We start from the raw sequence: 25,624 nt of genomic DNA on the forward strand, positions 1-25,624 counted from the left end.
CGCGAAATTTATTACAAAAATCAGTAATATTCCTGAGTTTTTTAAATAAAAGTCAGCCGAGAGCCGGATTTTTGAAGAGAATTGTTAAAAGCAAGCCGATTAGGAGTTAACAAGCAAAATTGAAAAGAATGGCCCCTGCTGCAGGGGCCATTTTGAATTAAGCAACCGATTGTAAGTAGTTTTGAACCCCCATACGGTCAATAAGACCTAGTTGCTGGCGCAACCAATACTCGTGATCTACCTCAGTATCGTCTAGCATCTGCAACAAAGTATCACGTGTTACATAGTCTTTAACAGATTCACAGTGGGCCATTGCATCTTTCAACTCATTACCTACATGAATTTCAAGATCCAAGTCACTCTGCAACATAGCGGGAACATCTTGACCAATGTTCATTGGTGACCGCTTGGCCATATTGGGAACACCACCTAAAAATAAAATACGGCGAATCAATAAATCTGCATGTCCCAACTCATCATCACGCTCATGGCCGATTCGCTCATACAGTTTGGTCAACCCCCAATCTTCATACATGCGGGAGTGAATAAAGTACTGATCCACAGCCGTAAGCTCATATTCAAGCAGTTTATTCAGCCATTCAATAACTTTGTTATCACCTTGCATAGCACAAACCTCAGATAAATTAATTCAGCTAAACAATCATAGCGCCAAAACGAAATCACGTCTAGTTTTCCTTATAAATCAATTACTTACAACTGATTATTAGGCGCATTCAAGAGTGTGTCGCATTCGCTTTCCGGTTTCGCCGTGGCGGTTTAGCGCGGCAGCAACTCACATACCGTATTCGTTCCATCGACAGCAACTACCTTAACTTCGGCCTGATCATACAGCTTCTCATCGGGCACTATCCCCCACAAGGTATCTCCGATCTTGACCTTTGCGGCCCCTCCGGCTGGCATTAGCACAACTCCGTGCGCACCTAATAAGTTATCCATACGATTATTTAAGGTTTCGTGATCTGACTGAAAATCTAATACGCCTCGCATTTTTGTCACCGCTAAAAAGCTGAATGCGACGGCACTCACTGAGTAAATAGTAAGGGCTAACTGCCAGCTCATCTCTGGCATCAATATATGGATTAGGCCAGTGAATAAAGCACCCGCTGCTGCGCCAAGAAAAAACCCACCTGGCAAGGCTATTTCCGCGATAAGTAATACGGCGGCTAACGTAAGCCAGTGGTAGAAATTCATATCGGCTATAAATTGGATCGCTTCCATGGTTTTACCTCTACTAATTTGATTTGCTTTGTTGGAGAGTCTAAGGGCTCTTTAAAAGAGCCCTTTTCGGCCGTTTAACGTCTAGGCTACCGTTTTGCTGCTATCTATCAGATCTTTGATTCCCGCTACCGAGCCAATAACACTCGAAGCTTCTAGGGGCATCATGATGACTTTGGAGTTATCCGCACTGGCGATTTCACCTAAGGCATCAACATATTTTTGAGCCACGAAGTAGTTAATCGCTTTCGCATCACCCTCAGCAATCGCTGCACTTACCATTTGAGTCGCTTTCGCTTCAGCCTCAGCTTCACGCTCTCGCGCCTCAGCTTCTAAGAAAGCAGACTGGCGCTCACCTTCAGCCTTTAAGATCTGTGAACGCTTTTCACCTTCGGCTACATTAATAGCCGCTTCTCGCTCACCCTCAGCCAAAAGGATTTGAGCACGTTTTTCACGTTCAGCTTTCATCTGATTAGCCATCGAATCAATCAAGTCTCTCGGCGGAGTAATATCTTTAATTTCGATTCGGTTTACCTTAATCCCCCATGGGTTAGTCGCCTCATCAACCTTGGTTAACAAGGCTGTATTAATTGCATCCCGGTTAGAAAGCATGGCATCTAATTCCATCGAGCCCAGTACCGCACGAATATTGGTCATAACCAAGTTTTGCATCGCTCGCTCTAGATTATTTACCTCATAAGAAGCTCTTACTGGGTCCAATACCTGATAAAAGCAAACAGCATCGGTTGTCACCATAGCGTTATCCGCCGAAATCACTTCCTGTGGCTGCACATCCAACACCTGCTCCATAACAATTTGCTTGTGGCCAATACTGTCCACTAGCGGAATAATCAACTTCAACCCTGGTTTTAATGTCCGGGTATATTTACCAAAACGTTCTACCGTCCACTCTTCACCCTGAGGAACCTGCCTAACCCCCTTGAAAATAAGAACTACACCAAAAGCCACAACTGCCCACACAAACACATTTACATCAAACATAACATTAGCCTCTTATTAATCTTTTTTGTTACATATTCTTAACTCGAGATGAATATTATGAGAAAAATAATTTAAAAGCAATTATTGTTACGTATAATTAACAACAAATGGCACCTAGAATGACAAAAGACGGAAAAGGCGATCAAATAATGAGCAAAATATTCAACAGCCCAGAGATGACCGAAACAATTCGACGTTATTTCGCTATGGAAAAGAGTATGCGAGGTTTAGATTACCGAGAGCTGAGCCGCCGCCTAGCAGAAGGGGGCGTTGAGCAATCAGAGGGAAATCTGAGGGTCAAAATGACCACAGGAAAGCTAGGCACGCCATTATTTTTACACCTACTAATGGCGATGGGCGTTAAGCAATTAGACATGGAGCAAATAGACACTATTTACCAGCAAGTATGTATAGACCTGAGCACAAAGCCGTCAGGCTAGATTAGTCAGTGAGTTTAAAAATGAAGCTCAAAGTCGAGCTATTGGCACCGAATTTACTTTTATTAACCTTCGGCAATTAGACTTTTTATTTATAAACGAAATTAAAAATAGAAAATAAAGTTATTCTGGGCCTAATTTATAGGTCAATTCCGACCATATATTGTCAATTCCACCCTTTTTCATTAGCCCTGACTATACTCATCAATAATTCTCGGTGATAACAATAAATAGCTCGTATTCACTGCTCTGTGCTTTTATTACACTGATTGCATTGCAGTAACACCTGTAATAGTCATCTCACGATGACTTCGCTACATAAATATAATAATTGCGGAGGAAATCCCACGTGTTGATACACAACCACGCCCGTAAAAAGTTACTGCCACTGGCAGTTTCGATAATTACCCTTGGCCTCTCTCAAACCGGTATAGCACAGGACCAACAGTCTGCCGGTGAAATTGAAGAAGTTATGGTTACTGGTTCCTATATTAAAAGCAGCCCAGGAGACGCCGTTGTTCCTGTTCAGGTTATGGGCCGCGAAGATTTAGATGCTATCGGTGCCACTACAGTTGCTGATGTTATTGCGAAGTTAGCTATTAGCTCCGGCTCTGAAAACCAATCAGATTCATTCACCCAGGGCTCAACCCAGGGTACTTCAAACGTTAACTTGCGCGGTCTAGGCTTGAGTTCCACTCTAGTTCTGATCAATGGCCGACGCCAAACTATTTCCGGCTCACTGACCAACGATGGCAGCGTGTTTGTTGATACCAGCACGATTCCTGCAGAAGCGCTGGAACGCGTAGAAGTGTTAAAAGAAGGTGCCGCATCTACTTATGGCTCTGACGCGATTGCCGGTGTTGTAAACTTTATTCTGCGTAAAGATTTTGAGGGTTTAGAAGTAAACCTCGGCTACCAAACCACACAAGATGATGACCAAGAAGACAGAGATGTCGGCTTTATCTGGGGGGGCGGCAACGATAAAACACATGTGACCATCTCTGGCCACTTTTTAGATCGCACACCACTGAGTGTTGCTGATCGCCCAGAGCTGGCCGACAACGCTATCAGTAGTTTGGGCACAACCTTCTTGCCTGTTGCTCCTGTAACAGTGCCAGATGGCCCTTATGCTGGCAGTTACACTCCATTTGAAAACGTACCGCTGGCTGGTTGTACAGATACCGTTGGGGGCGTACTGATTCCGCAACCTAACGGACAACGCTGCGGCTTCCATTACGGCCCACGTTTTAATTTGGTCAATACAGAACATCGCCGACAGCTATACACCAACTTAACTCATGAGTTTGATAACGGCATGGAGCTGTTTGCCGAAGCAGGCTGGGCTAATAACAACGTGGAAGACAACCCACAATCACCAAGTTACCCCTACCTATCGTTCCCGGTAATTTTGCCGAATCATCCAGGCAACCCATTTGGTGCTCCAGTGGTATGGCTAGGTCGCCCTCTCGGTGCTGGCTTTCCATCGCCTAATGCGCCGCGTGAGAATGACAACCGCCGCTTCTCGGTCAACCTAACTGGTGAGCTCAACAATGGCTGGTCATTTGACACTGCACTGACCTACTCCCAGAACAAATATCGTCAGATTCAGCCCGATACTATTCAGTCTCGTTTAAACGCGGCCTTGGCCGGCCAGGGTGGCGCTACTGGTGATCAGTACTTCGACCCATTTAATCCTGCGAATAATAGCCAAGAGCTGATCGATTATCTGTCCTACGATACTGACACTCAGCGTACGACTGACTTGCTAGTATGGGATGCTGTTGTTGCTGGTGAAATGTTTGAGATGTCTGGCGGAACCGCCGGTTTCGCTTTCGGCCTGCAAGCACGCCAAGAGAAATACGAAGTTGAAACCGATGACCTTTACGAAATCACCTTTGATGCAAATGGTAACCCTATCCCGGTTGACCTTATCTTCTTAGGAGGTGTTTCTGAGGTTAAAACGGATCGCAGCAGTTACGCAGTATTTGCTGAAACCAAACTTCCAGTCACCGAAGACCTAGAGGTCACTGCAGCATTGCGTTACGAAAAACTCGATAACGACAACAGTCTTGATCCGAAGATCGCCATGCGCTGGCAGTTAAGCGAGCAGTGGATTGCTAGGGCTTCGGTATCAACATCTTTCCGTGAGCCTTCTCTGTCTCAGCTAAATGCTACCGCAGTAAGCTTGCAGGGTATTCAAGACTTCAACCCAGACGGTACGCCTAAAGGTGGTGTTGCCTTTATTCGCGTTGCCTCTCAAGGCGCTGCAAACTTAACCCCTGAAGAATCAACCAATTACAACTTGGGTATAATCTTCCAGCCTACTGATGATCTAGAAATGAAGCTAGATTACTGGCGTGTAGACTATGAAGATCTGATTACTCAGCAAAGTGCACAAGGTATTGTGATTGCCAACCCGAATGATTCGAATATCGTCCGCACACCAAACGGTCAGCTGATTGGTATCAATACTCGTTACTTTAACTCCTCCAATGTCGAAGTTGATGGTTTAGATTTTGAAACCACATGGAGCCTGGGTGATGCTTGGTCTGTGAAGGCTAACTTGTCACACTTCTTAAACTACGACTTGACGCTAGCGGATGGACGTACCGTAGAAGCGGCAGGTTTCTTTAACCACGATAACTTTGCACGCTCACTGCCTGAAACAAAAGCGAATATGATTCTAAGCTGGATCGATGAAGATCAACGTGCCAACTTGGTACTGAACTACATTTCCAGTTATGAAACAACGCGTGAAGTTCCAGCAGACGAGAGTCAAAGCATTGATTCCTATGTAACTCTAGATGCGAACTACAGTATCAACTTGCCACTGGGTTTCACTGACGATTCTGAAACCACATTAACCTTTGGTATCAAGAACTTGTTGGATGAAGAACCACCACGTGTATACGATGCAGCGAACTATAGCTATGACCCTAAACAGCATAGCCCGCTAGGTCGTACCTTATACGCCAAGGCTAAGTTCCGCTTCTAATATTATTGTAGTTTTTACATCGATCTCCCTTAAAAGCGGCCAATTGGCCGCTTTTTTTATGACTTCTGTAATCTTTTTATTACTACAGCAACCTGAGTTCCTGCGGTTCTAGCGTAAACTGCAGGACATAACTTATAGTAATCTTGCAACCGTTTATCGAAAGCAGTGCTATAATTGCTGTTTTAAGCTAAGCATTGGCAAAATTGTGAAACCTACCAAGACCAAAGCAGAAATTCGCACTGAGATAGAGGATCAGATAGAGCAATTTCTCCGCCACGGAGGAAAGGTGGCTAGCTACCAAAAAGGTGCAAGCGGCTTAACGGATGGCGCAGGTATCCAAAATAGCTTTAGCCCAAGACAGGTGCAGAGTCGCACTTCTGTAGTGGATGTGGTAAAAACCATAGATTCTCGCCGTCAACTCAAAAAGGCTCCTGTCGCCAAGCGCAAACCCAAGAAAATACTATTGAAAGATGACTTTGGGGATCCCATTCGTTGGGTATGGCAAGACGGTAACGCATAAACCCTTTTAGCATTAAACCTCCAGCAAAACTCGAAACAATCATCAACTCCCAAGTAATTACCCATCCATTAGTGCGGGTATTGATATCGCTATTTCCCATCAATCTCGTCCTTTGCGACTGATTTTCATTAAATATTCGCTTTTCCCTTCTCGATTTGAACAAAGCAGTCGATACTAAATCTTAGAACAAGAGTAAGTTCAATCGCCGGCCTAAATGGAAAATGCACTTCAGTTTGTATACAGAGTTCAGTTGTTAAAGTAATGGTTAGTCTAAGCTAGCTAGACATGGGGATCAGTCGTTTTAAAACCGTCTGGGAATTTAAATATGATGCAAGGCTTTGCCACACTAAGATGCTTACTGGTAGATGATGACCCTGGAACGCTACTCATACTGAAGCGCCAGCTCGTTGCCTTAGGCATTTTCGAAATAGATGTGTGTAACAATTCCTGCGCCGCGCTAAAGAAACTACAGCCTGATAGCGAATACGACATTGTATTTTCGGATCTAAATATGCCCGGCGTTGATGGCATTGAACTCATCCGACACATTTATCAATTGAAGCTTTCTTGTGCATTAGTTTTAGTCAGCGGCGAAGACCCTCGAATAATCAACAGCATCAGCCATCTCGCCAGAGAACAGGGCTTACAGTTCCTTGGCGCCATCGAAAAGCCTTTTGAGCAAGAAGATGTAGAAAAGTTGTTACATAAATTCAATGTGAACTTTGAGCTAGAACTCGAAAAAGACAGGCCAAACGTTAGCATTTCAGAAATTAGGCAAGCTATTTTAAACAAAGAGATCGAAGCCTATTTTCAACCACAAATATGCGTAAAAACAGGCCGACTTATTGGAGCTGAAGCCTTAGCTCACTGGCGACACCCCAGTAAAGGGCTCATCACAGCTGATCACTTTATTCCTCTTGCAGAACGCCACGGCCTTATCCAGCTCATTGGCCATTACATACTGGATTTCTGTTGTATTCAACTGAAACAATGGCAAGCCAATGGTATTGATATCACCTTGTCCATCAATATTTCACCGTTGCACTTAAATAGATTGGATCTACCTGATGTTTTATGCAGCATGGCTAAATTTCACGGCATTCAACCGCAAAAATTGATTATTGAATTAACAGAAGCGAGCATGCTGGAAGATTTAAGCACCAGTATCGACATCCTCTCCAGATTGCGTCTACGTGGATTTCAACTATCGATTGACGATTACGGTACCGGACACTCTTCTTTAGATAAACTGCAACAAATACCGTTTAACGAATTAAAGATTGACCGCAGCTTCATCAAATACGCCAGCGATAATGAAGCCAGCCGAAGAATACTTGAAGCTACTGTAGACCTCGCCAAAAAGCTGCACTTGAAATGCGTCGCCGAGGGAGTGGAGTTTGAATCCGACTGGGAGATGGTGAGCAGCTTGCAATGCGATATCGCCCAAGGCTTTTTTATATCACGCCCTATGCCCGCAGCAGACTTTTTACCTTGGGTAAAAAGCCAGCAGGCCAGCCGTCTTGCATTAGGCGCATAAGAGAATCACACCAAACCTGCATCGATAGCGATCCAGTAACTGATACCACTTAGCACCGTTAAAACTACAATTACCATTGCCAATAAGCGTAAAGGTTTAAAGGGCTCTCTTTCTACGCTATTCACGCCTGAAGACACAAATTTATCGACCTTCGCTTGATCTTCAGGGCTTAACTTCGGCTCATCGTTATTATTCATATTTGGCCTACATTCGTTAAAATCTGCTGATTATCTTAACACCAATTTATAATCTATCCACATAGGCGCATGATCGGAAAATCTTGGTTCACGCTGTATATGCCAATCAAAAGCCTTCTTAGCGATATTAGGTGTTACCACATGGTAGTCCAGACGCCAGCCTACATCCTTAGCGAAAGCCTGTCCTCGGTTGGACCACCAGGTATAAACCTCTTCATCGGTTAATTGGCGAAACACATCCACCCAACCAAATTCATCATAGATTTTATCTAGCCAGGCACGTTCTTCCGGCAAAAAGCCCGAATTCTTACGGTTACCCCGCCAGTTTTTAAGGTCAATTTCCTTGTGGCAAATATTCCAATCGGCGCAGATAATATACTTCTCACCACTGGCCATCATTTCTTGTAATCGCGCTTCGAATAAATCCAAAAAACGATACTTCTTTTCTTGAGCAGCTTCTGAGCTAGAACCTGACGGCATGTACAAAGAAATCACAGTGACATTTCTAAAGCGTGCTTCAATCCAACGCCCTTCATTATCGGCCGGGTCCCAGCCTAAACCACGAGTGACTTCACGGGGTTTTACCTTGGAATAAATGGCCACGCCGCTGTAGCCCTTTTTCTCGGCATCAAACAAATAGCGGTGATAACCTTCTGGAAAAAAAATCTCATCATCTAGCTGATGTTCCTGAGCCTTAGTTTCCTGCACACAGAGCACATCCACATCTTGCGCAGCAAACCATTCAAAAAAGCCCTTGCGCGATGCCGCACGAATACCATTGGCGTTAAAACTCATAATCCGCATGGCGGCGCTCCTTAAAAATACGGCTTAAAATTGGAGGCCAGATTAAAACAAATTGCTTGGCTGTTGAAAATAGCCGTACTCATATTGATAGGCGGGATCTGCTTAAACTAGTGAGCGATGTTTTAGCTTGGTTGCGGAGTAAGAATCTAGCTTGGGGGAGTGCTTTGGAGCGACTAGGCTCCTGACAAAACCTCCTGGAGAGGTTTTGGGCTTGGCCGAAGGCTGAGCACCTGGACAGCGCGAATCCATGGAACGGGTGGCTGCATGACTATTCTGCTTGGAGCGGAAAAGCACTGTCCCAAGCTAGAGTCTGGCCCAGAAGCAGAGAATTCAAATGCCCGACAATGTGGGCAATCTCGGGCATTTGAATTGATTAGTGCCCTAAGAGTCGGCTCTTAGGGAAGCTCTGTCCGATTAAACTACAGAGCGAGATATAGTTAGGAAGCGAGTCTTAAGCATTGCGCTCCAACAAAATCGCAATACCCTGACCACCACCAATACACATAGTACATACTGCATAACGGCCATTGGTACGCTCAAGCTCATAAATCGCTTTTACCGCCATGATGGCGCCAGTTGCACCGACAGGGTGACCTAAGCTAATACCTGAACCATTGGGGTTTACTTTTTCAGAGTCCAAATTCAGCGCATTGGATACCGACAGAGCCTGTGCTGCAAAAGCTTCATTGGATTCCCAGAAATCGATATCGTCTTTGCTCACACCGGTTTTTTCCAACAGCTGCTCAACTGCAGGAATTGGGCCCGTGCCCATGATGGCTGGTTCCACACCCGCAACCGCATAGCCTTTAATGGTCGCCCAAGCTTTTAAGCCTTTCTCTTCAGCGGCCGCCTTTTCCATCAATACCAAAGCCGCAGCACCGTCGTTCAAGCCTGAGGCATTGCCCGCAGTTACCGTGCCGTCTTTTTTGAAGGCTGGGCGCAAACCCTGCATGCCTTCAACAGAAGCATCACCACGAACATGCTCATCCTGTGCAAACACCGATGGACGACGCTTATTCTTGCCTTCAACAGGTAAGATTTGTGATTCGAAGTAGCCGGCATCGATAGCGCGCTGGGCACGTTGATGACTGCTTACCGCCAACTCATCTTGCTGCTCTCGCGTAATCTCAAAACGCTCGGCAACATTCTCAGCAGTAACGCCCATGTGATAACCATTCATTGGGCAGCTTAGTACGCCGATCATTGGATCGTACATTTCACCATTACCCATGCGCTGACCAAATCGAGCACTTGGCAACCAGTATGGAATATTACTCATGGATTCAGCGCCACCGGCAACAGCCGCATCACAGTCACCCAATAGAATCGCTTGCACGGCGGATACAATTGCCTGCAAACCCGAGCCACATAGACGGTTTACATTATAGGCAGGGGTAGTTTGATCTAAGCCCGCGTTTAATGCCGCAGCGCGACTCATATACATATCACGACGATCGCCCGCCACAACGGTACCAAATACACAGTGACCGATATCCGCTTTTGCCGCACCCGAACGCTCTAGAGCTTCCTCGGTTACCATGCTGGCAAGCTCTACCGCATTAAAATCTTTTAGGCTGCCACCAAAACTACCCACAGCGGTGCGCACGCCACTTAAAATTACAACTTCTCTTTGACTCATTTGTCTGCCTCAACTTTCTGGCTGATGTGTAAATATCATGTGTTGTCTTAACTGGGATTTATACAAGCTGCTCTTGCCACCCAGAAAAGAAAAAAGCCCCTTGCTGGGCTTTTACTAAATAAATATCGCTTAGAACAGCTCGGCGGCCAAGCTCATTACCGGCTCACTACCCGCCGCAATATTTTGCTTATGGGTATTGGCTTGTGGCAGCAAACGCGCGTAGAAGAAACGCGCTACCGCAAGCTTGCCGTCGTAGTATTCATCGCTACCCTGCTTTGCCATGGCCGCTTTCGCCATGCGCGCCCACATAAAGGCATGGGCTACATGACCGAATTGGTGCAAATAGTCATAAGCGGAAGAACCAATTACAGCTGGATCATTCGCAGCGTTTTCCAATACCCACTGGGTAGACTCTTGCAAGCCCGCCAAAGCGCTTTCCAAAGCTGGAATAAACTCAGACATATTATCATCGCAACTGGCGATAAACTCTTTGATATCAGCGGCGAACAACTCAATAAACTTGCCACCGTTAGCAGCGACTTTACGGCCCATCAAATCCATCGCCTGCACACCATTGGTGCCCTCATAGATTTGACAGATACGCACATCGCGAACTAATTGCTCTTGTCCCCACTCACGCAGATAACCATGACCACCAAAAACTTGCTGACCCAGTACCGTACAATCAAGTGCTTTATCGGTAACAAAGGCCTTAGTAACCGGGGTTAACAAGGCCATCATGTCAGCACCCTGTTTCTTCTCATCACCTTCAGCAAACTTAGACTTATCTAACCACATAGCGGTGTAATGGTTTAAGGCACGTGAGCCTTCGGTGTAAGCACGCATGGTTAGTAACATGCGACGCACATCAGGGTGCACAATAATCGGATCAGCTGCCTTCTCTGGCGCTACGGCACCATTTGGAGAGCGGCTTTGTAAACGCTCGCGAGCGTATTCAATCGCCGATTGCCAAGAACGCTCTGCAGCACCTAGGCCCTGGATACCTACTACCAAACGCTCATAGTTCATCATGGTAAACATACAGGCCAATCCTTGGTTGGGCTCACCCACTAACCAGCCTTTGGCGTCGTCAAAGTTCATCACACAAGTGGCTGAACCTTTAATGCCCATTTTCTTTTCAATGGAGCCACAGCTGACGCCATTACGCTCGCCAAGGGAGCCATCGTCATTAACCATGATCTTCGGCACCAAAAACAAAGAAATGCCTTTCGGTCCTTTCGGTGCATCTGGAAGGCGAGCCAACACCAAGTGAATGATGTTTTCAGCCATATCGTGCTCACCCCAGGTAATAAAGATCTTATTACCATTAATGGTGTAGCTACCATCGCCATTCTCTTTGGCGCTAGAACGGATAATACCCAGATCGGTACCGGCATGGGGCTCAGTCAAATCCATCGCGCCCGACCACTGGCCAGAATACATATTTGGCAGGTACTTCTCTTTCAGCTCATCGCTGGCGTGGGCATCAAGCGACAAACAAGCACCGGCTGTCAGCATCGGTGCCAAACCAAATGAAATAGAAGCACCTTGTAGCATTTCCTCAACGTGAGCCGTCAAGGTTTTAGGCATACCCATGCCACCGTATTCAGGATTGCCGCCTAAGCCATTCCAGCCGCCTTCACAGAAGGTCGCATAAGCTTCTTTAAAGCCATCTGGCGCGGTAACCTCACCATCGTCCCAACGAGAGCCCTGCTCATCCGATTCACGATTCAGCGGGCCCACCACTTCGCCAGCGATCTTAGCGGCTTCTTCCATAATCGCATCGGCGGTATCCACATCCACAGCCCCAGCTAAACCCGGCAGCTCTGCCCATAGTTTCTCGGTTTCAAATACTTCTTTTAGCACAAAGTGCATATCTTTTAAGGGAGCTTGATACTCGGCCATGGTGCTTCTCTCACAATGATTATCAGGTATTTATAGACTAAATTAGCCCCAAGACAATACAGTCAGGTAACAGGGACAAAATAGCCATTCAAACAGGTGTTTGAAATTAACCAGATCGCCTTTGAAAGTCAATGACGGTAGTCATTACATTTTGTGCCTGAATTAACCGCCGAAAACCAAGCCAATCTATAAAAACTAAAAATAGTCTTTATTATTCAATAGCTTATAACCTGAAGACAGCTCACCTAAGTGAACTTAAAAACTTCAGCATCAGTTGGACACAAACAACTTGTCGCAAATTTGTTTAAGCGTCGGTTTAAAAGCTATTTGGGGCCTATAGGTAAACTATCTGTCAACTAGCCTATATAGCCTTTAGTTTAAAAAGCTTCATGACTTAGACTTTAGCATTAGAAACACCATCTTTAGCTAGCAATAGCGCCCTAATCAACTAAGATATCTTTAGGCATTTAGGCGCCAACGGCCTAGTCTGCCATTCTAAAAGCGGGGTGTGTTATGGCTTTGTCCAAACGCTGTTTTCGAGTGGATCCGCCCAAGTCATTAGACATTGGAAAGTGGCAGATAACCGTCGACTTAATATCTAGGATCTACCACACATCCTGTGGGGTAATCGTACAGTTTAAAGGGAATGAATTTTCAACCATCGTGACCAGTAGTAATCACGATAACTTTCTCTCGCCAGAAGATAGTTGGTCTTGGGAGATAAAGAGCTTTTGCCGCAGAGTGGTAGAAACTCGCGAACAACTCTATGTCAACGATGCTTTGGCTGGTGATGAATGGACTGATGCCCCCCCCGTATGCCAAGGCCCTGTGCGCTCCTATCTTGGTTTTCCGATCTTTTGGCCTGACGGCCGTGTCTTTGGAACTATCTGTTCGATTGATACCAAAAGCACCAACTACGAGATCAGTTTTATCGAACTTATGCAGCAGCTGCGTGATTTAATCTCAGGCGAGCTACAACACCTATCAGACATTGAACAATTGCAAAAAGTCGCCACTACTGACGCACTCACAGGTCTATATAATATCAGAGGCCTAAATAGTCTTGGCGAGAAGCGCATCAACGACCAGCAGCGCTTTCATTTAGACCTCGCGGTGATCTATCTCGACATCGACAACTTAAAGCAGCTCAATGACAAATATGGTCATGAACAAGGTGATGTATGTATAAAAGTGTTCGCCAAATCATTAAAACTAAGCTTTCGTAAAACCGATATTATTGCTCGTGTAGGGGGCGATGAGTTCGTTGTTTTAGCTCTTTGCAACAAGGGATCTGAAATTGAATTACAGCAAAGCTGCGAAGATGTCAGCCAGGATTTTTCTGAAAGCTTCGCCTCACAATATAGTGACAGCATCCAATTATCGATGAGTTATGGCATTAAGATATACGACACTACTCAGAGCCTCCCCCTTAAAGACATGATTAGCGAAGCTGATAGACTGATGTATGCCCACAAAAACAGAAAAAAGTTGGCCTTGAAGTAAACTAAGTCAGTGAGCTTTATATAAGGCCTAGGCTTGAAAGGCATGTGACACAGCCAACACCTCTAACCAAGCGGTACGGCTGAGGTATTTGACCACTTACCCTGATCAAATACCTCAGATATTTGAAACTATTCTCAGCTTCAGCAATCATAATTCCATCCATAAATTCAGCTTAGCGAGCCCTTTTAGCAAATGAACCACCCCTGGTGTCTACTCCCTGCCGTATTGCTATGCGCTTTGCTCAGTGTGCCGATGCACTCCATTGCAGCTTCCCAGGACGGATCCATACCTCTGCTAAATACCAAGGGAGGCTTTAACGGTACTTGGGAGAAAGACTATGCCCGTAGTGATAACTGGGAACGCCGGGTCCGGGAAAAGCTATCAGAGCTGCGCCGTCAAGCCGAACAACGTAATCGACGGCCGGAAAGTAGAGCCCAAATTGGCGGCATTAGCGTTATTAGTAGCGCTGGGCGCGGCACCAATATAATTGATCTGGCCAGATTTACAGAGATGATTAGCCGTCACCACACCATGAAGATAGTGCAGGATGAGCAACAGATTAGCATCGCTAGAGAGGGTGAAGCCAAACTCATCTGCAGCACAACAGGTGAAAGGCTTGTTAGCCAAAATGAATTTGCCGTAGAAACTTGTCGCTGGGACGGGAAGCGTTTAATTTTTAGGATTCAGCTGGAAGAAGGTACTACTATCTACCATCGCTTTTTACTGTCACCAGCAGGAAACTCCATTAATTTGTTAACACGTGTATCCCACCCTGGAAGTCCAGCCTTTGAACTCGTGCAGTTTTATGAACGTTTTGACGGAAGCTATGAGGCCTATCAATGCAAACAAACCTTAAGTCGAGGCAAAGTCTGCAATTTAAGACATGATCAAAGCCCTGAAACTGAGGCGGAAAATAATGACTAAGACCATGTTTTGTCGCTTATTTTTCGTATTCGCAGCTATCATACTATCGGCTTGTAGCCAGCAGCCACTGGTAAAACCTAATAATGATACTAACTTGGTACCTCAAAACACCCAGCTGCTACAGAGCCAGCAAGAAGAAGAGCTTGCACGAATTTTGGATGTCAGTATCGAGGTATTTGGACTACAAAGTACAACTGGTGGGAATAGCCAAGTTGAAAAACAAATATTCTCGGAAATAGCCGATATAGAACGCCAATATCTACCGGTATTGCTGCGTAACACTCTAGCAAAAAGCCGCTACTGGGGGGCAGTAAGTGTCGTTCCCAAAGAAGATTTGGCGGCAGAACTTTCAGTTAGCGGCCAGGTATTACAATCCGATGGTAATAGCTTAAGCCTCCACATCATCGCCAAGGATGCTAGTGGATTAATATGGCTGAACAAAAAATATCGAGCCCTAATGCAAGGTGGGCAACAGGCCGTACAAAACGATAAAGAGCCGAATAAAGAATACAGTCACTTCTCCCAAGCTTGCCTAATACAAGAACTACCCTACCAAGAGCTTTACCATCAAATTGCTAACGATCTTTTAAGCTACCGATTAAGCTTATCAGACAAAGAGTTGTTAAGCATTCGTCGATTGGCGCAAATAAAGCACGCTCAAGACTTATCGCCTGATGCTTTTAATTCTCTAACTGAAGAGCAGGATGGCCGACTGTTGATCAAACGGCTTCTCGCCCATAACGACCCTATTTTAAAGCAGGTAGAGCGAATGCGTGCACGCCACTATATGTTTATTGAGGCTGTCGATGACCACTACCTAAACTTGCATCAAAAAATGGCTGCTATTTATCAACTATGGCAACAATATTCTTGTGAGCGAGCAGAGGAGCTTAAACTCAGGGAGCTTACCCAAGGATCAAAAAAGCGAAGATACAAAGGCGGCTTTAGTGCGATGGCTGACAATTATAGACGCTATAAAATCAGCAAGATGTTTGAGCAGGAATGGCAACAACTCGCCAGCAGCTTTAAACAAGAAGTGGACCCCGCCGTGATTGAGCTTAATAACAGAGTCTATACATTGAGCGGAACCGTTGATCAACAACTTGAAGAATGGCGAGTTATTCTAAGACAGTTCTACAAACTACAAGGATTGCCCTAGAAAAGTAAACGCCAATCTAATTATTTGATTCCGGCAGTTGCAAATACTGGGAGGCAATGAGTGCTGCATTTTCTTTGCCGGCTAAATTTGGAACAAAACCCAAATAAGGGGCTGTCATTCTTTGTTTTAGGGTTTCTAAGTTTTCTTCCATACAACTCATATTTGGATCTACATGATTGGCTACCCAGCCAGCTACTGCTAAGCCATCACGCTTAATAGCTTCGAGCGTTAAGAGCGCGTGATTGATGCAACCTAGTCGCAACCCCACTACCAAGATAACCGGCAAACCTAGTTCTTTTGCAAGATCTGCAAAATCTTCTCGGTCATTAAGAGGAACTCGCCAACCGCCAGCACCTTCGACTACAGAAAAATCATGAGGCGTAAATAAAGCACCACGGCAAAAACCAGCTAAGCGGCTAGCATTGAGTCTCACATCAGCCTGCTCGGCAGCGATATGTGGCGCGATTGCTGGTGCAAACGCATAGGGATTGACTTGCTCGTAGTCCAACTCTTGTGACATAGCCTCCTGCAAAATCAAAGCATCACTGTTTCGCAAACCCTCATCGCGGCTTTCACTACCCGAGGCAACTGGCTTCAGCGCTAAGCTGCGTAAGCCTTCACTATTAGCCTTATGCAGTAAAGCCGATGCAATAAAGGTTTTTCCGGCATCGGTGTCTGTTCCAGTTACAAAAAACGTTTTCTTGGCCATGGTAAGTTTGTATTGCTCGTTGAGTTTTCGAGTATTTTGCTATCGAGTCATAACTAAGCTAAAGGTTTCATTAACTTTAAATAAAACACCTGGTAAGTTAGAGGCAACTTAGCCCCTTGGCCGCTATCGTAACGATATTCTTCATAAGCCGCTAGAAGTTTAGTGAGGCGTTCGCGTGACGATAAACCTTCATTTTGGCCAGCATTCATATTCTGCGCCCCTAAGGTTTTCAACTCATAGCGTAGCTGTTTGAAATCATCAAAAACCAAATCTATATCCGCTTCTTCAAATTCAAAGCTTAATCCGCTCTTCTCTATTGAGGCACTTAGATCCTTAAGGGCGCGAAAGCGATTAACATGCACCTTGTCATCGACCTGCCGCCAAGCTTCTCGAAGCTGCCATAAACTGCGCGGCCCTAGGGTGGCGATATAGGCAGCCGAACCTGGCTTCAGCACACGATGAATCTCTTTAAAAAGCTGCTCTTCTTGCTGGCACCACTGAATGGCTAAGCTCGAGAATATTGAATCTATACATTCATCAGCCAACGGTAGGGACTCAGCATCCGAAGCGATATATTCCACATTCAAAAGCGAAATCTCTTCTTCACGCTGCCTTGCCTGCTGCTTGGAAAACCGCAACATTCCTTCAGCGAGATCTAAGTTAAGAAGCCTCGTAGGGCTATGCTGAGGTAGATTCGTTTGACTTTCAGCCTTTGACTTTAAAGTGCTAAAGCCCTGCTCTAGCAATTTTTGAAAATAAGCGGTGCCGGAACCTAGGTCCAGCACCGCTTTTCCCACAAAATGCTCGGCAGGCACTTGAGAGAATAAACGTTCACAAATCTGCCGTTGCAAAGCAGCCACGCTGTCATAGCTTTTGGCAGATTTAGAGAAGCTTTTAGCAATACGTATTTTATCCAATCGATACGCGGCCGGGTTTTCTTTTAGGCTAGCCTGAAGCAGCAGTTCTGCCCGCGACTGTCTTGCAATCGTGGCCGGAATATTATGGCTACCCTTAAGCAGGCTTATTTGAATATTATCTTGTTGCAGCTCTGCGATAGCTTTTGCTACAACTACAGGCACAAGAGCATCGTTTTCAGCCAGAATAAAATGAATATTCTTATCTTTCTGCGCCAGTAAATCCGCGCGCGCATCAATCGTTTCTAGTAAGCTCAGACAATTAAGCCATAGCTTTTTGTTGCCAGACACCGAAAAAAAGTCAACATTAAAACCGCTGGCCTTTAGCTGCCGACGCCCCTTAATGATTGATTTTTTGTTTTGTGCAGCACTGTGACTATCATCTTTGTTTTGCAGGGCGATAAACCGGCTCAAACAAGCTTCTGGATTTACTTCAAAGGAGCGGAGAAAATCCTCAAAGTCATCTGGATTCATCGCCGCTGGCCACTGCTCTTTAGCGACAAAACAAGGGCCTACCCCTAAACAACTTAGCGATAAGACTTTTTCAGAAGATAAAAGACATTGGGCGAGCAAACCACCTAATGAGTATGCAATTAAGTGGCAACGTTCTGGCAGTGTATTTTCCAGCGCACTGAGCAATTCGCCAGGCTCAAACACTTCAGACCCATCAACATCAAGCGACGAAGCATCAAAGCCAGGCAGGCTAATACAGTGGACATTAACGCTATCTAACATGGGCAATATGGGCTGCCAAATATCAGCCCCCATACCCCAGCCGTGAATGAGCACATAGTCTTCGGCTTGCGCATCATCGGCCCAATAAGTTTTGCATTTTAGCTGCTGCAATTCAGTAAACCCTGCATCCACTTTTAAATTAGGGTTACTGAGCATATTCATCATCAACTACCTTATTTATCCTGCTCAACTGCTCAGCCAGTGCATCCAGCAGACGATCAATATGTTCTATTTCATGATCTGCCGTAATAGTTATTCGAAGCCGGGCGCTGTTGACGGGAACCGTTGGGGGGCGAATCGCAGGCACATAAATACCCTGAGCCGCTATAGCTTCAGCAACTTTCAGGGCATTTTCTGAGGAGCCCAACAACAAAGGCTGAATCGCGGTATCGGAGGACATCAAAGGCAAATTTAATTCATCAGCGGCTTCTCGAAAATAAGCCACCAAGCTATGCAACTTGGTACGACGCTCAGGCTCTTTTTGAAGCAGCTCAAGGCCCGCTAAACTTGCAGCAGCAACACTCGCTGGCAATGCTGTGGTATAGATATAGGGCCGAGCGAACTGAATTAGGCCTTCAATAAGCGCTTCGCTACCTGCAATAAAAGCCCCGTAGCTCCCTATTGCCTTACCCAAGGTGCCCATCAAAATAGGCAGTTGTTGCTGATCAAGTCCCCAGTACTCTGCACTGCCCGCACCGTTTTTCCCCAGCACCCCAAAACCATGAGCATCGTCAGCCATTAATAACGCACCTTCACGCTCGGCTATGTTTGCTAGCTCTGCTAATGGGGCTAGATCACCATCCATGCTATACACCGCATCAACGGCAATGAGTTTGCCTTCGGCATCAGCCCCCTTCAAACGCTGGTTCAAGTGCGCCAAATCATTATGAGCAAAGCGAAGCAGTCTCGCGCCACTTAATTGAGCACCGTCTAAGAGAGAGGCATGATTTAGGCGATCATGGAAGACCGCATCACCTTTGCGCAGCAATACTTGTTGCACGGCTAAATTTGCCGCAAAGCCCGAAGGGAATAATAAAGCTCTATCGCGCCCAGTTAAGCGTGCCAAAAATTCCTCTAATTCCCGATGCAGATCGCTGTGACCACTCACCAAATGGGATGCCCCAGCACCAAAACCAAAACGTTTTAAACTGACATTTGCTCGGTGAGCTAGATCAGGATGATTCGCCAAGCCCAAGTAATCATTACTACTAAAGTTAAGCAGTGATTTACCGTCAACAGAAATCAAAGCACCTTGCGGGGAGGACAAGCTTTTACGGCGGCGATAGAGCTGCTGCTGCGCTCTATCTTGTAAGCCGCCTTTTAAACGCTGCAGAAGAAAGGACATAGTATTGCGATGTGCTCGTCAAAAAGGTACGAAGCTGTTATTTCGCAGCATTATAAAAATGCGAATCGTACTTGGCTTCATTTACGGCCTGTAATAGCTCTTCCTGAACGGTTTCATCGTCTTTCTCAACTTCCTGCGGCTGCTCTAGGGTTTCGGCATTTATGCCTAAACGAGCAAACAATTTAGCGTCTTTACCTTCACCAGGGTTAGCAGCCGTCAATAATTTATCGCCCAGGAAAATTGAATTGGCGCCCGCCATAAAAGCCATAGCTTGCAGCTCGTCACTCATTTGCTCACGACCTGCCGATAAACGCACATAGGATTTGGGCATTACAATTCGCGCCACTGCGATCGCTCGTACAAACTCCAATGGATCAATATCGTCCATATTTTCTAGCGGAGTACCTTTGATACGAATCAGCATATTGATCGGAACGGACTCTGGGTGTTCAGGCAGATTTGCTAAATTTTGAATCAAGCCGATACGGTCATTTTGCTCTTCGCCCATGCCTAAGATGCCGCCACTGCATACTTTCATGCCGGCAGCTCGAACATGATCTAGAGTTTCCAATCGATCTCCATAACTGCGAGTGGTAATAATGTCACCGTAGTATTCGGGTGACGTATCCAGATTGTGGTTGTAATAATCCAAACCGGCTTCGGCCAGTTCACCGGCCTGGTCTTCACTCAACATTCCAAGCGTCATGCAGGTTTCTAAACCCAAGGCTTTCACCTCACGCACCATCGCCGTTACATGGGGCATATCTTTCTTTTTAGGTGAACGCCAAGCAGCCCCCATACAAAATCGAGTTGCGCCTTTAGCTTTGGCATCTTTCGCTTCAGTCAAAACTTTTTCAACTTGCATCAAGCGCTCTTTTTCCAAGCCAGTGTCATAGCGCGCACTTTGTGGGCAATAAGCGCAATCTTCCGGACAGGCCCCTGTCTTAATAGAACAAAGAATACTCACTTGAACTTGATTGGGATCGAAGTTCTGGCGATGTACAAGCTGCGCCTGAAACATAAGCTCATTAAACGGCAGGTTCATCAGCTGGCTAATTTCCTGTCGGCTCCAGTCGTGGCGTAGCTCGGCGTTAATCATGATTATTCTCTTTTTGCTGCTTTTAAAAGCGCTTATTCAATGGGAAGCCACAAACCAGCCTTTGGGCTCTAGCCTGCGATCTTAAGACTTAGCATCATAGTTACTGAAACCATATTGTCAACCTAGTTAACAGCAATAGGTTAACAAGGGGACTTGAGGCGCTAGAGTCGAGAGGATTGGAAGAATGGGAGGCAATCATGCCTAAGCAAAATTGGGCGACAAGCGCTCTAAATGTGCTAATAGCGAACCGCTGCTTGTTTTGCGGTAGCGGCGGCGAAGCCGTATGCCGAGGCTGTTTTCAAGACCTTCCTTGGCTAGAGCACTGTTGCAAATGCTGCGCTCTGCCCATAGGTGCAAAAGAGGGAATATGTGGCCACTGCCAAAAGCAAGCACCACCCTTTCAACATTGCATCAGCTTATGGAGCTATGACTTCCCGATCGATAAAGTAATTAAGGACTTTAAATATCAACATAACAGCGCCGCCAAACAGTTTCTCTGCCTGCAACTTGCCAAGCTCGTAAGTCAACATAACAAGCACCGAATAAGCAATTTTGATGCTCTATTAGCGGTCCCCAGCCATCCTTTCAAAAGATTAATACGGGGCTACAACCAGGCTTACGTCTTAGCTAGAGAAGTCTCTAAGCATTGTACAATTCCACTAATTCAGCTTATTAAGAAATCACGCTGGACCGGCAGCCAACAAGGGCTTGGGCGAAAGGCCCGCCTACAGAATCTAGAAAACAGCTTTCAACTGACCGGCCCAGTGAAAGGCATGAAACTTTTACTGGTGGATGACGTTATAACCACCACGAGCACAGCCAGCATCATTAGCCATATGTTAATGGACGCGGGCGCCGAATCGGTTAGCCTTGCTAGCCTGGCCAGAACACCACAACACATGACCACTTAAGCCAATGCGAAATTAGACACCTGCCCAAGGGCTAGGCGACAATTGCAATAAGAGATTGAATTCTTCAAACATGGCAGATTTGACCAGTTTTGGCCAAATTAACGAAGTTTTACCGCATTTTGGAAACAAAACATCATTATGAATAAGAATATCGTCATTAGCGGCACAGGCCTGTACACCCCTCCTTACAGCGTAAGCAACGAAGAATTAGTAGAGGCACTAAATGCCCATGCCGATAAATACAATGAAGAAAACGCCGCCGCGATCGAAGCCGGCGAGCTAACAGCGAAAGCCAAATCCAGTGCGGAATTTATCGAAAAAGCTTCCGGCATCAAAAGTCGCTATGTGTATCGTAAAGAAGGTATTTTGGATGTCGATCGGCTATGCCCAGTTATCCCGTTGAAAGCGGAAGATGAGACCAGCGATCAAGCTTTAATGGCAATCGAAGCGGCCAAAGAAGCCATGGCGGCGGCTAATAAAACCGCTGCGGATATTGATGCTGTGATTGTAAGCTGCGCCTACACTCAGCGCTCTTACCCAGCTATTGCTATCGAGGTTCAGACGGCCCTAGGCATTGAAGGCTTCGGTTTTGATATGTTGGTAGCATGCTCGGCAGCCACCTTTGCCCTACAGCGAGCTTACGAGATGGTTACTGCTGGCACAGCGCGAGCGGTACTATGTATTAACCCAGAGCTCACCACTCCACAGATCGATTACTCTGATCGAGATAGTCACTTTATTTTTGGTGATGTCGCTACCGCAACTATTGTTGAGGCCGAAGAGACTGCCAATTCTGAAAACTGCTGGGATGTATTGAGCACCAAAGCCTTTACTTCATTCTCCAATAATATTCGTTCGAGCTTCGGCCATGCTGCACGTAGCAATGATGTAGACCCCTTCTGGAAAGAGAATCTATTCCACCAAAACGGCCGTAAGGTGTTTAAAGAAGTTTGTCCAATGGCGGCCGAACATATTAGCGAGCACTTATCTCGCCACGATCTTACATCGGCCGATGTGAAACGCTGGTGGCTGCACCAAGCCAACATCAATATGAACCTATTGATCAGCAAAAAGCTGCTAGGTCGCGACGCCTCAATAGAGGAAGCGCCGATCGTATTGGATGAGTTTGCCAACACTGCCTCGGCCGGCTCTTTAATTGCCTTCCACAAATACTCGCAGGATTTGGCCGCTGGCGACCACGGTGTTATATGCTCATTTGGTGCTGGTTACTCTATCGGTAGCCTGGTTGTTCGTAAGCGCTAAGGCGCTAAAAACCACACTTTCTCATCAGTATGCAGGGCCATCCGGCCCTGCATAATTCAGTTTCAATTCATCGCCAATTGCTAGCATCTGTTCCACTCTAATTTTAAGGGAGTTATAAAAATGGAACAGTTGAACCATTATTCTCAAGTCGCAATCGAGCTCATTATGAGCTACACCCCACGCTTACTGCTTGCCCTAGCCACATTATTAGTTGGTCTGTGGCTAATCGGTATCGTGGTTAAAATTACTCAAGCCGGTTTAAAAAAATCTAATACCGATGAAACTTTAATTAGTTTTATTGGCAATATGATTTCATGGGGCCTCAAGGCGCTTTTAGCACTTAGCGTTGCCTCGATGGTCGGTATTGAAACCACTTCATTTATCGCCGTACTCGGTGCCGCAGGTTTAGCAGTAGGCCTAGCTTTACAGGGCAGCTTGGCGAATTTTGCTGGCGGCGTGTTAATTATTTTGTTCAAGCCTTATAAGGTTGGCGATTTAATTAAAGCCCAAGGTGAACTTGGCGTGGTAAAAGAAATTCAAATTTTCGTTACCGTGCTAGTCACTCTAGATAACAAACAAGTCATTGTTCCTAACGGTGCCATGTCTAATGGTAATGTGGTGAACTTTAGCGGCGAAGGCCAGCTACGCGTCGACCTTTCAATCGGTATTTCTTACAACGCCGATATTGCCAAAGCCAAAGAAGTTATTATGAAAGTGATGGAAGATCACCCGAAAGTAATGGACAGCCCGGCACCATTTGTGGGTGTAGATTCCATGGGGGATAGCTCGGTAAACCTTTCAGTGTGGCCTTGGGCGACTCCAGATGACTACTGGGATGTTTACTTCGATATCAATGAGCAAATGAAGATTGCCCTAGATAAAGCTGAAATCAGCATCCCATTCCCACAGCGAGATGTACATTTGTACAATCATCAAGCTTAACGAGTGGAAAATACGAAAAAGCCGGCATTCGCCGGCTTTTTTAATGCTCGATTTTTTGAACGTCTAATCTTTATTCTGAACCTTCAACAGCTCATCTTTTAAAATTGCGATCATCCAATCTCTTTGCTGTTGCTGCTCCGCAAGCTCTAAGGCACGCTTAGCGGCTTGCTCTGCTTCGGGCCATTGCTTTTGAGCTTGATGCCATTTTGCCATTGCCTGCTGCACACTATAGTCATTGGCATTTTCTTTAAAGGAAGCTTGTAATAATTCAGCTGCTTTATCGTACTCTTTTTCTCGAATCGCCAAAGCAGACAAGTGATTCGCCAAATCAATAAGCGATAAAGGTAAATACTGGGTAGTTTGTAAATACAAAGCGGCTGCCCTTTCAGCTTTTTCATCCTTGGGATATTGATGCATCAAAGCTTTAAATGTGTAAGGCGGAATAGCTTGCTTAATATTAAAACGTTGCAAATAAGCCTGATAATGCTGGCGAACCTCATCGAAGTCAGAATAGGCCGCCAATTCTTTATAGGAAATATACCAACCCGAAAATAGTTCTTTTAAGGCGTGTCTTAAAGCAGGCAAGGTAACTGAGTCATGATTCTCATCACTAAAGTGTTTAAAATCCCACTTTATGGCCTGTGGGCGATGACGATCCAACTGCTCGACCAAACCATAAACCCCCATTCGAGGCTCATTTCCTAGAGACAAGAACAGCTTCTTTTCTGGAGCTTTAATTTTCTCTAAATAGCCCTCTACTTTTTCTTCAAGGCGATAGTCTTCCCACCACATCATTGGGCTAATAGCTATATAAGCTGAAAAGCTGTCGCTGGAAGTCAGTAGGCTGTTGATAACAAATAAGCCACCAATAGACTGGCCCTGAATAATATCGTAACCAGAACTGCGGTAAGTGTTGTTGATTTCAGCTTTTAGCTCATCATCGATAAATTTCAGAAAGTCTTCCGCATCACCACCTTTCCCCAAAGGCAAAGACGGCTGCATATTATTGCGATAGCTTTCAATGCCCTTAGCCGAGATGCCCACCACAATCAGTTCAGGAATCAGTGGGTTATTACCCTTAGCCAAATTCTCAACCATGGCTGCAATGCTTAAAAAGTTATAATCGCCGTCAATTAGGTACAAGACAGGGTATGTGTAATCTGGCTTGGCGTGATAACTGGCTGGCAAGTAAACCTTGTAGTCTCGAGTCTCATCCAAAACTTCCGAGGCTATGCTATGGGACTGCATAAATCCAAAGGGAGACCGAACAGGCATCTCGGCGGCAGTTATCTCAAAGTCTGGTTCAGTAACTTCCTCAGCTACTTTCTCGGTAACTACGCCATCCCCTTGTTCACTGACTTCTACTGCTTCATTAGCTTGAGGCTCAAGCTTCGCCTTGGGGTCTTCTTGGGCGAAAGCGATACTGCTTAACGCTGTCGACAGCAAGATAATAGTCAATTTAGTGATGCGCTTAGCGAGCATGCTACAAACCTCTGAAACCGTTTAAAAATCACTCAGGATTATACGCATAGATGAGGCCGAGAACAGGGCTTTATAGACATTTCTAGCTGAGTCAAAAGGCCTACTTACAGAAGATCAGCGATTTCAGAGAAAGCGCCCCTTAAAGCGTCCGAAAGCTAGCTGCTTGCTAGGGAATAAATAGCTAAGAAATAGCCAAGAAAATCACGTATGCTTGCAGCTCTACAGAGAGCCAATGCTAGCAGGCTGTTGAAAAACTACCTGCGTTGCCATCGCGTTGTTAAAAACAAGCTCAAAATGCTCATTTATTAAATATAAACTGCGCTTTTTCGCTTGTTTTTGCCTAGCGCTGACTGCCTCGAAAACGTT

22 protein-coding genes are annotated in these 25,624 nt (G+C 45.6%); 10 read left to right on the forward strand and 12 right to left on the reverse strand.

All coding sequences use genetic code 11. The annotated features are described in order from the left end of the window. Positions 1-157: 157 nt before the first annotated feature. From bfr to Q1A41_RS13010, 3 genes are all read right to left on the reverse strand, one after another. Complete coding sequence (gene bfr, locus Q1A41_RS13000; protein ID WP_299979649.1) at positions 158-625, reverse strand: bacterioferritin; 468 nt, start codon at positions 623-625, stop codon at positions 158-160. Positions 626-777: 152 nt separating this feature from the next. After that, the gene (locus Q1A41_RS13005; RefSeq protein ID WP_299979652.1) at positions 778-1,239 is read right to left on the reverse strand and encodes an NfeD family protein; all 462 of its coding nucleotides are present in this window, start codon (positions 1,237-1,239) and stop codon (positions 778-780) included. 81 nt (positions 1,240-1,320) lie between these two features. Further along, a complete protein-coding gene (locus tag Q1A41_RS13010; protein ID WP_299979655.1) occupies positions 1,321-2,238 on the reverse strand; it encodes an SPFH domain-containing protein in 918 nt (305 codons plus the stop codon). A gap of 149 nt (positions 2,239-2,387) precedes the next feature. Between Q1A41_RS13010 and Q1A41_RS13015 the strand changes: the two genes are divergently transcribed. The 4 genes from Q1A41_RS13015 (at position 2,388) to Q1A41_RS13030 (ending at position 7,727) form a co-directional block, all read left to right on the forward strand. Further along, positions 2,388-2,678, forward strand: a complete 291-nt coding sequence (locus Q1A41_RS13015) for a DUF6471 domain-containing protein (protein WP_299979658.1) — start codon at positions 2,388-2,390, stop codon at positions 2,676-2,678. A gap of 346 nt (positions 2,679-3,024) precedes the next feature. Next, on the forward strand, positions 3,025-5,670 hold the full coding sequence (locus Q1A41_RS13020) for a TonB-dependent receptor (protein WP_299979661.1): 2,646 nt from the start codon (positions 3,025-3,027) through the stop codon (positions 5,668-5,670). Between the two features lie 205 nt (positions 5,671-5,875). Continuing rightward, positions 5,876-6,190 carry a hypothetical protein gene (locus Q1A41_RS13025; RefSeq protein ID WP_299979664.1) on the forward strand — a complete coding sequence of 105 codons (315 nt, stop codon included), beginning with the start codon at positions 5,876-5,878 and terminating at the stop codon, positions 6,188-6,190. A gap of 325 nt (positions 6,191-6,515) precedes the next feature. Continuing rightward, positions 6,516-7,727, forward strand: coding sequence for an EAL domain-containing response regulator (locus Q1A41_RS13030; protein WP_299979667.1), 1,212 nt, complete (start codon positions 6,516-6,518; stop codon positions 7,725-7,727). 5 nt (positions 7,728-7,732) lie between these two features. On the opposite strand, the gene Q1A41_RS13035 is transcribed toward Q1A41_RS13030, so the two are convergent. From Q1A41_RS13035 to Q1A41_RS13050, 4 genes are all read right to left on the reverse strand, one after another. After that, positions 7,733-7,924 (reverse strand): DUF3094 family protein, encoded by a 192-nt coding sequence (locus tag Q1A41_RS13035; RefSeq protein ID WP_299979670.1) that lies wholly within the window; start codon positions 7,922-7,924, stop codon positions 7,733-7,735. Positions 7,925-7,954: 30 nt separating this feature from the next. Continuing rightward, positions 7,955-8,728: an exodeoxyribonuclease III gene (locus Q1A41_RS13040; RefSeq protein WP_299979673.1), complete on the reverse strand. Its 774-nt coding sequence runs from the start codon at positions 8,726-8,728 to the stop codon at positions 7,955-7,957. Between the two features lie 451 nt (positions 8,729-9,179). Beyond that, a complete protein-coding gene (gene bktB, locus Q1A41_RS13045; protein WP_299979676.1) occupies positions 9,180-10,367 on the reverse strand; it encodes a beta-ketothiolase BktB in 1,188 nt (395 codons plus the stop codon). Positions 10,368-10,496: 129 nt separating this feature from the next. Then, complete coding sequence (locus tag Q1A41_RS13050) at positions 10,497-12,272, reverse strand: acyl-CoA dehydrogenase C-terminal domain-containing protein (RefSeq protein ID WP_299979679.1); 1,776 nt, start codon at positions 12,270-12,272, stop codon at positions 10,497-10,499. 513 nt (positions 12,273-12,785) lie between these two features. On the opposite strand from Q1A41_RS13050, the gene Q1A41_RS13055 reads away from it, so the two are divergent. From Q1A41_RS13055 to Q1A41_RS13065, 3 genes are all read left to right on the forward strand, one after another. Next, positions 12,786-13,775, forward strand: a complete 990-nt coding sequence (locus Q1A41_RS13055) for a sensor domain-containing diguanylate cyclase (RefSeq protein ID WP_299979682.1) — start codon at positions 12,786-12,788, stop codon at positions 13,773-13,775. A 192-nt stretch (positions 13,776-13,967) separates the two neighbouring features. Further along, positions 13,968-14,699 (forward strand): hypothetical protein, encoded by a 732-nt coding sequence (locus Q1A41_RS13060; protein ID WP_299979685.1) that lies wholly within the window; start codon positions 13,968-13,970, stop codon positions 14,697-14,699. Continuing rightward, on the forward strand, positions 14,692-15,858 hold the full coding sequence (locus tag Q1A41_RS13065; protein WP_299979687.1) for a hypothetical protein: 1,167 nt from the start codon (positions 14,692-14,694) through the stop codon (positions 15,856-15,858). The genes Q1A41_RS13060 and Q1A41_RS13065 overlap by 8 nt, the downstream gene beginning before the upstream one ends. 16 nt (positions 15,859-15,874) lie before the next feature. Here the strand turns inward: Q1A41_RS13065 and bioD are convergent, their stop codons facing one another. The 4 genes from bioD to bioB are packed head-to-tail and all read right to left on the reverse strand — an operon-like array spanning position 15,875 to position 20,660. Then, entirely contained in the window at positions 15,875-16,567 is a 693-nt protein-coding gene (bioD, locus tag Q1A41_RS13070) for a dethiobiotin synthase (RefSeq protein ID WP_299979690.1), read from the reverse strand. Positions 16,568-16,620: 53 nt separating this feature from the next. Further along, positions 16,621-18,381, reverse strand: a complete 1,761-nt coding sequence (locus tag Q1A41_RS13075; protein ID WP_299979692.1) for an alpha/beta fold hydrolase — start codon at positions 18,379-18,381, stop codon at positions 16,621-16,623. Then, complete coding sequence (bioF, locus tag Q1A41_RS13080; protein WP_299979693.1) at positions 18,362-19,561, reverse strand: 8-amino-7-oxononanoate synthase; 1,200 nt, start codon at positions 19,559-19,561, stop codon at positions 18,362-18,364. Before bioF ends, Q1A41_RS13075 begins: the two co-directional genes overlap by 20 nt. Before the next feature lie 37 nt (positions 19,562-19,598). Beyond that, on the reverse strand, positions 19,599-20,660 hold the full coding sequence (gene bioB / locus Q1A41_RS13085) for a biotin synthase BioB (RefSeq protein WP_299979695.1): 1,062 nt from the start codon (positions 20,658-20,660) through the stop codon (positions 19,599-19,601). Positions 20,661-20,857: 197 nt separating this feature from the next. Here bioB and Q1A41_RS13090 point away from each other — a divergent pair, with 197 nt between their 5' ends. From Q1A41_RS13090 to Q1A41_RS13100, 3 genes are all read left to right on the forward strand, one after another. After that, positions 20,858-21,571 carry a ComF family protein gene (locus tag Q1A41_RS13090; RefSeq protein ID WP_299979698.1) on the forward strand — a complete coding sequence of 238 codons (714 nt, stop codon included), beginning with the start codon at positions 20,858-20,860 and terminating at the stop codon, positions 21,569-21,571. A 138-nt stretch (positions 21,572-21,709) separates the two neighbouring features. Continuing rightward, a complete protein-coding gene (locus Q1A41_RS13095) occupies positions 21,710-22,834 on the forward strand; it encodes a beta-ketoacyl-ACP synthase III (RefSeq protein ID WP_299979700.1) in 1,125 nt (374 codons plus the stop codon). A 120-nt stretch (positions 22,835-22,954) separates the two neighbouring features. Next, positions 22,955-23,776 (forward strand): mechanosensitive ion channel family protein, encoded by an 822-nt coding sequence (locus tag Q1A41_RS13100; RefSeq protein ID WP_299979703.1) that lies wholly within the window; start codon positions 22,955-22,957, stop codon positions 23,774-23,776. Positions 23,777-23,839: 63 nt separating this feature from the next. Here Q1A41_RS13100 and Q1A41_RS13105 read toward each other — a convergent pair whose 3' ends face one another. Further along, positions 23,840-25,258 carry an alpha/beta hydrolase-fold protein gene (locus tag Q1A41_RS13105; RefSeq protein WP_299979707.1) on the reverse strand — a complete coding sequence of 473 codons (1,419 nt, stop codon included), beginning with the start codon at positions 25,256-25,258 and terminating at the stop codon, positions 23,840-23,842. Positions 25,259-25,624 lie beyond the last annotated feature (366 nt).

Source organism: uncultured Pseudoteredinibacter sp., from assembly GCF_947502065.1.
Taxonomy (GTDB): domain Bacteria; phylum Pseudomonadota; class Gammaproteobacteria; order Pseudomonadales; family Cellvibrionaceae; genus Pseudoteredinibacter.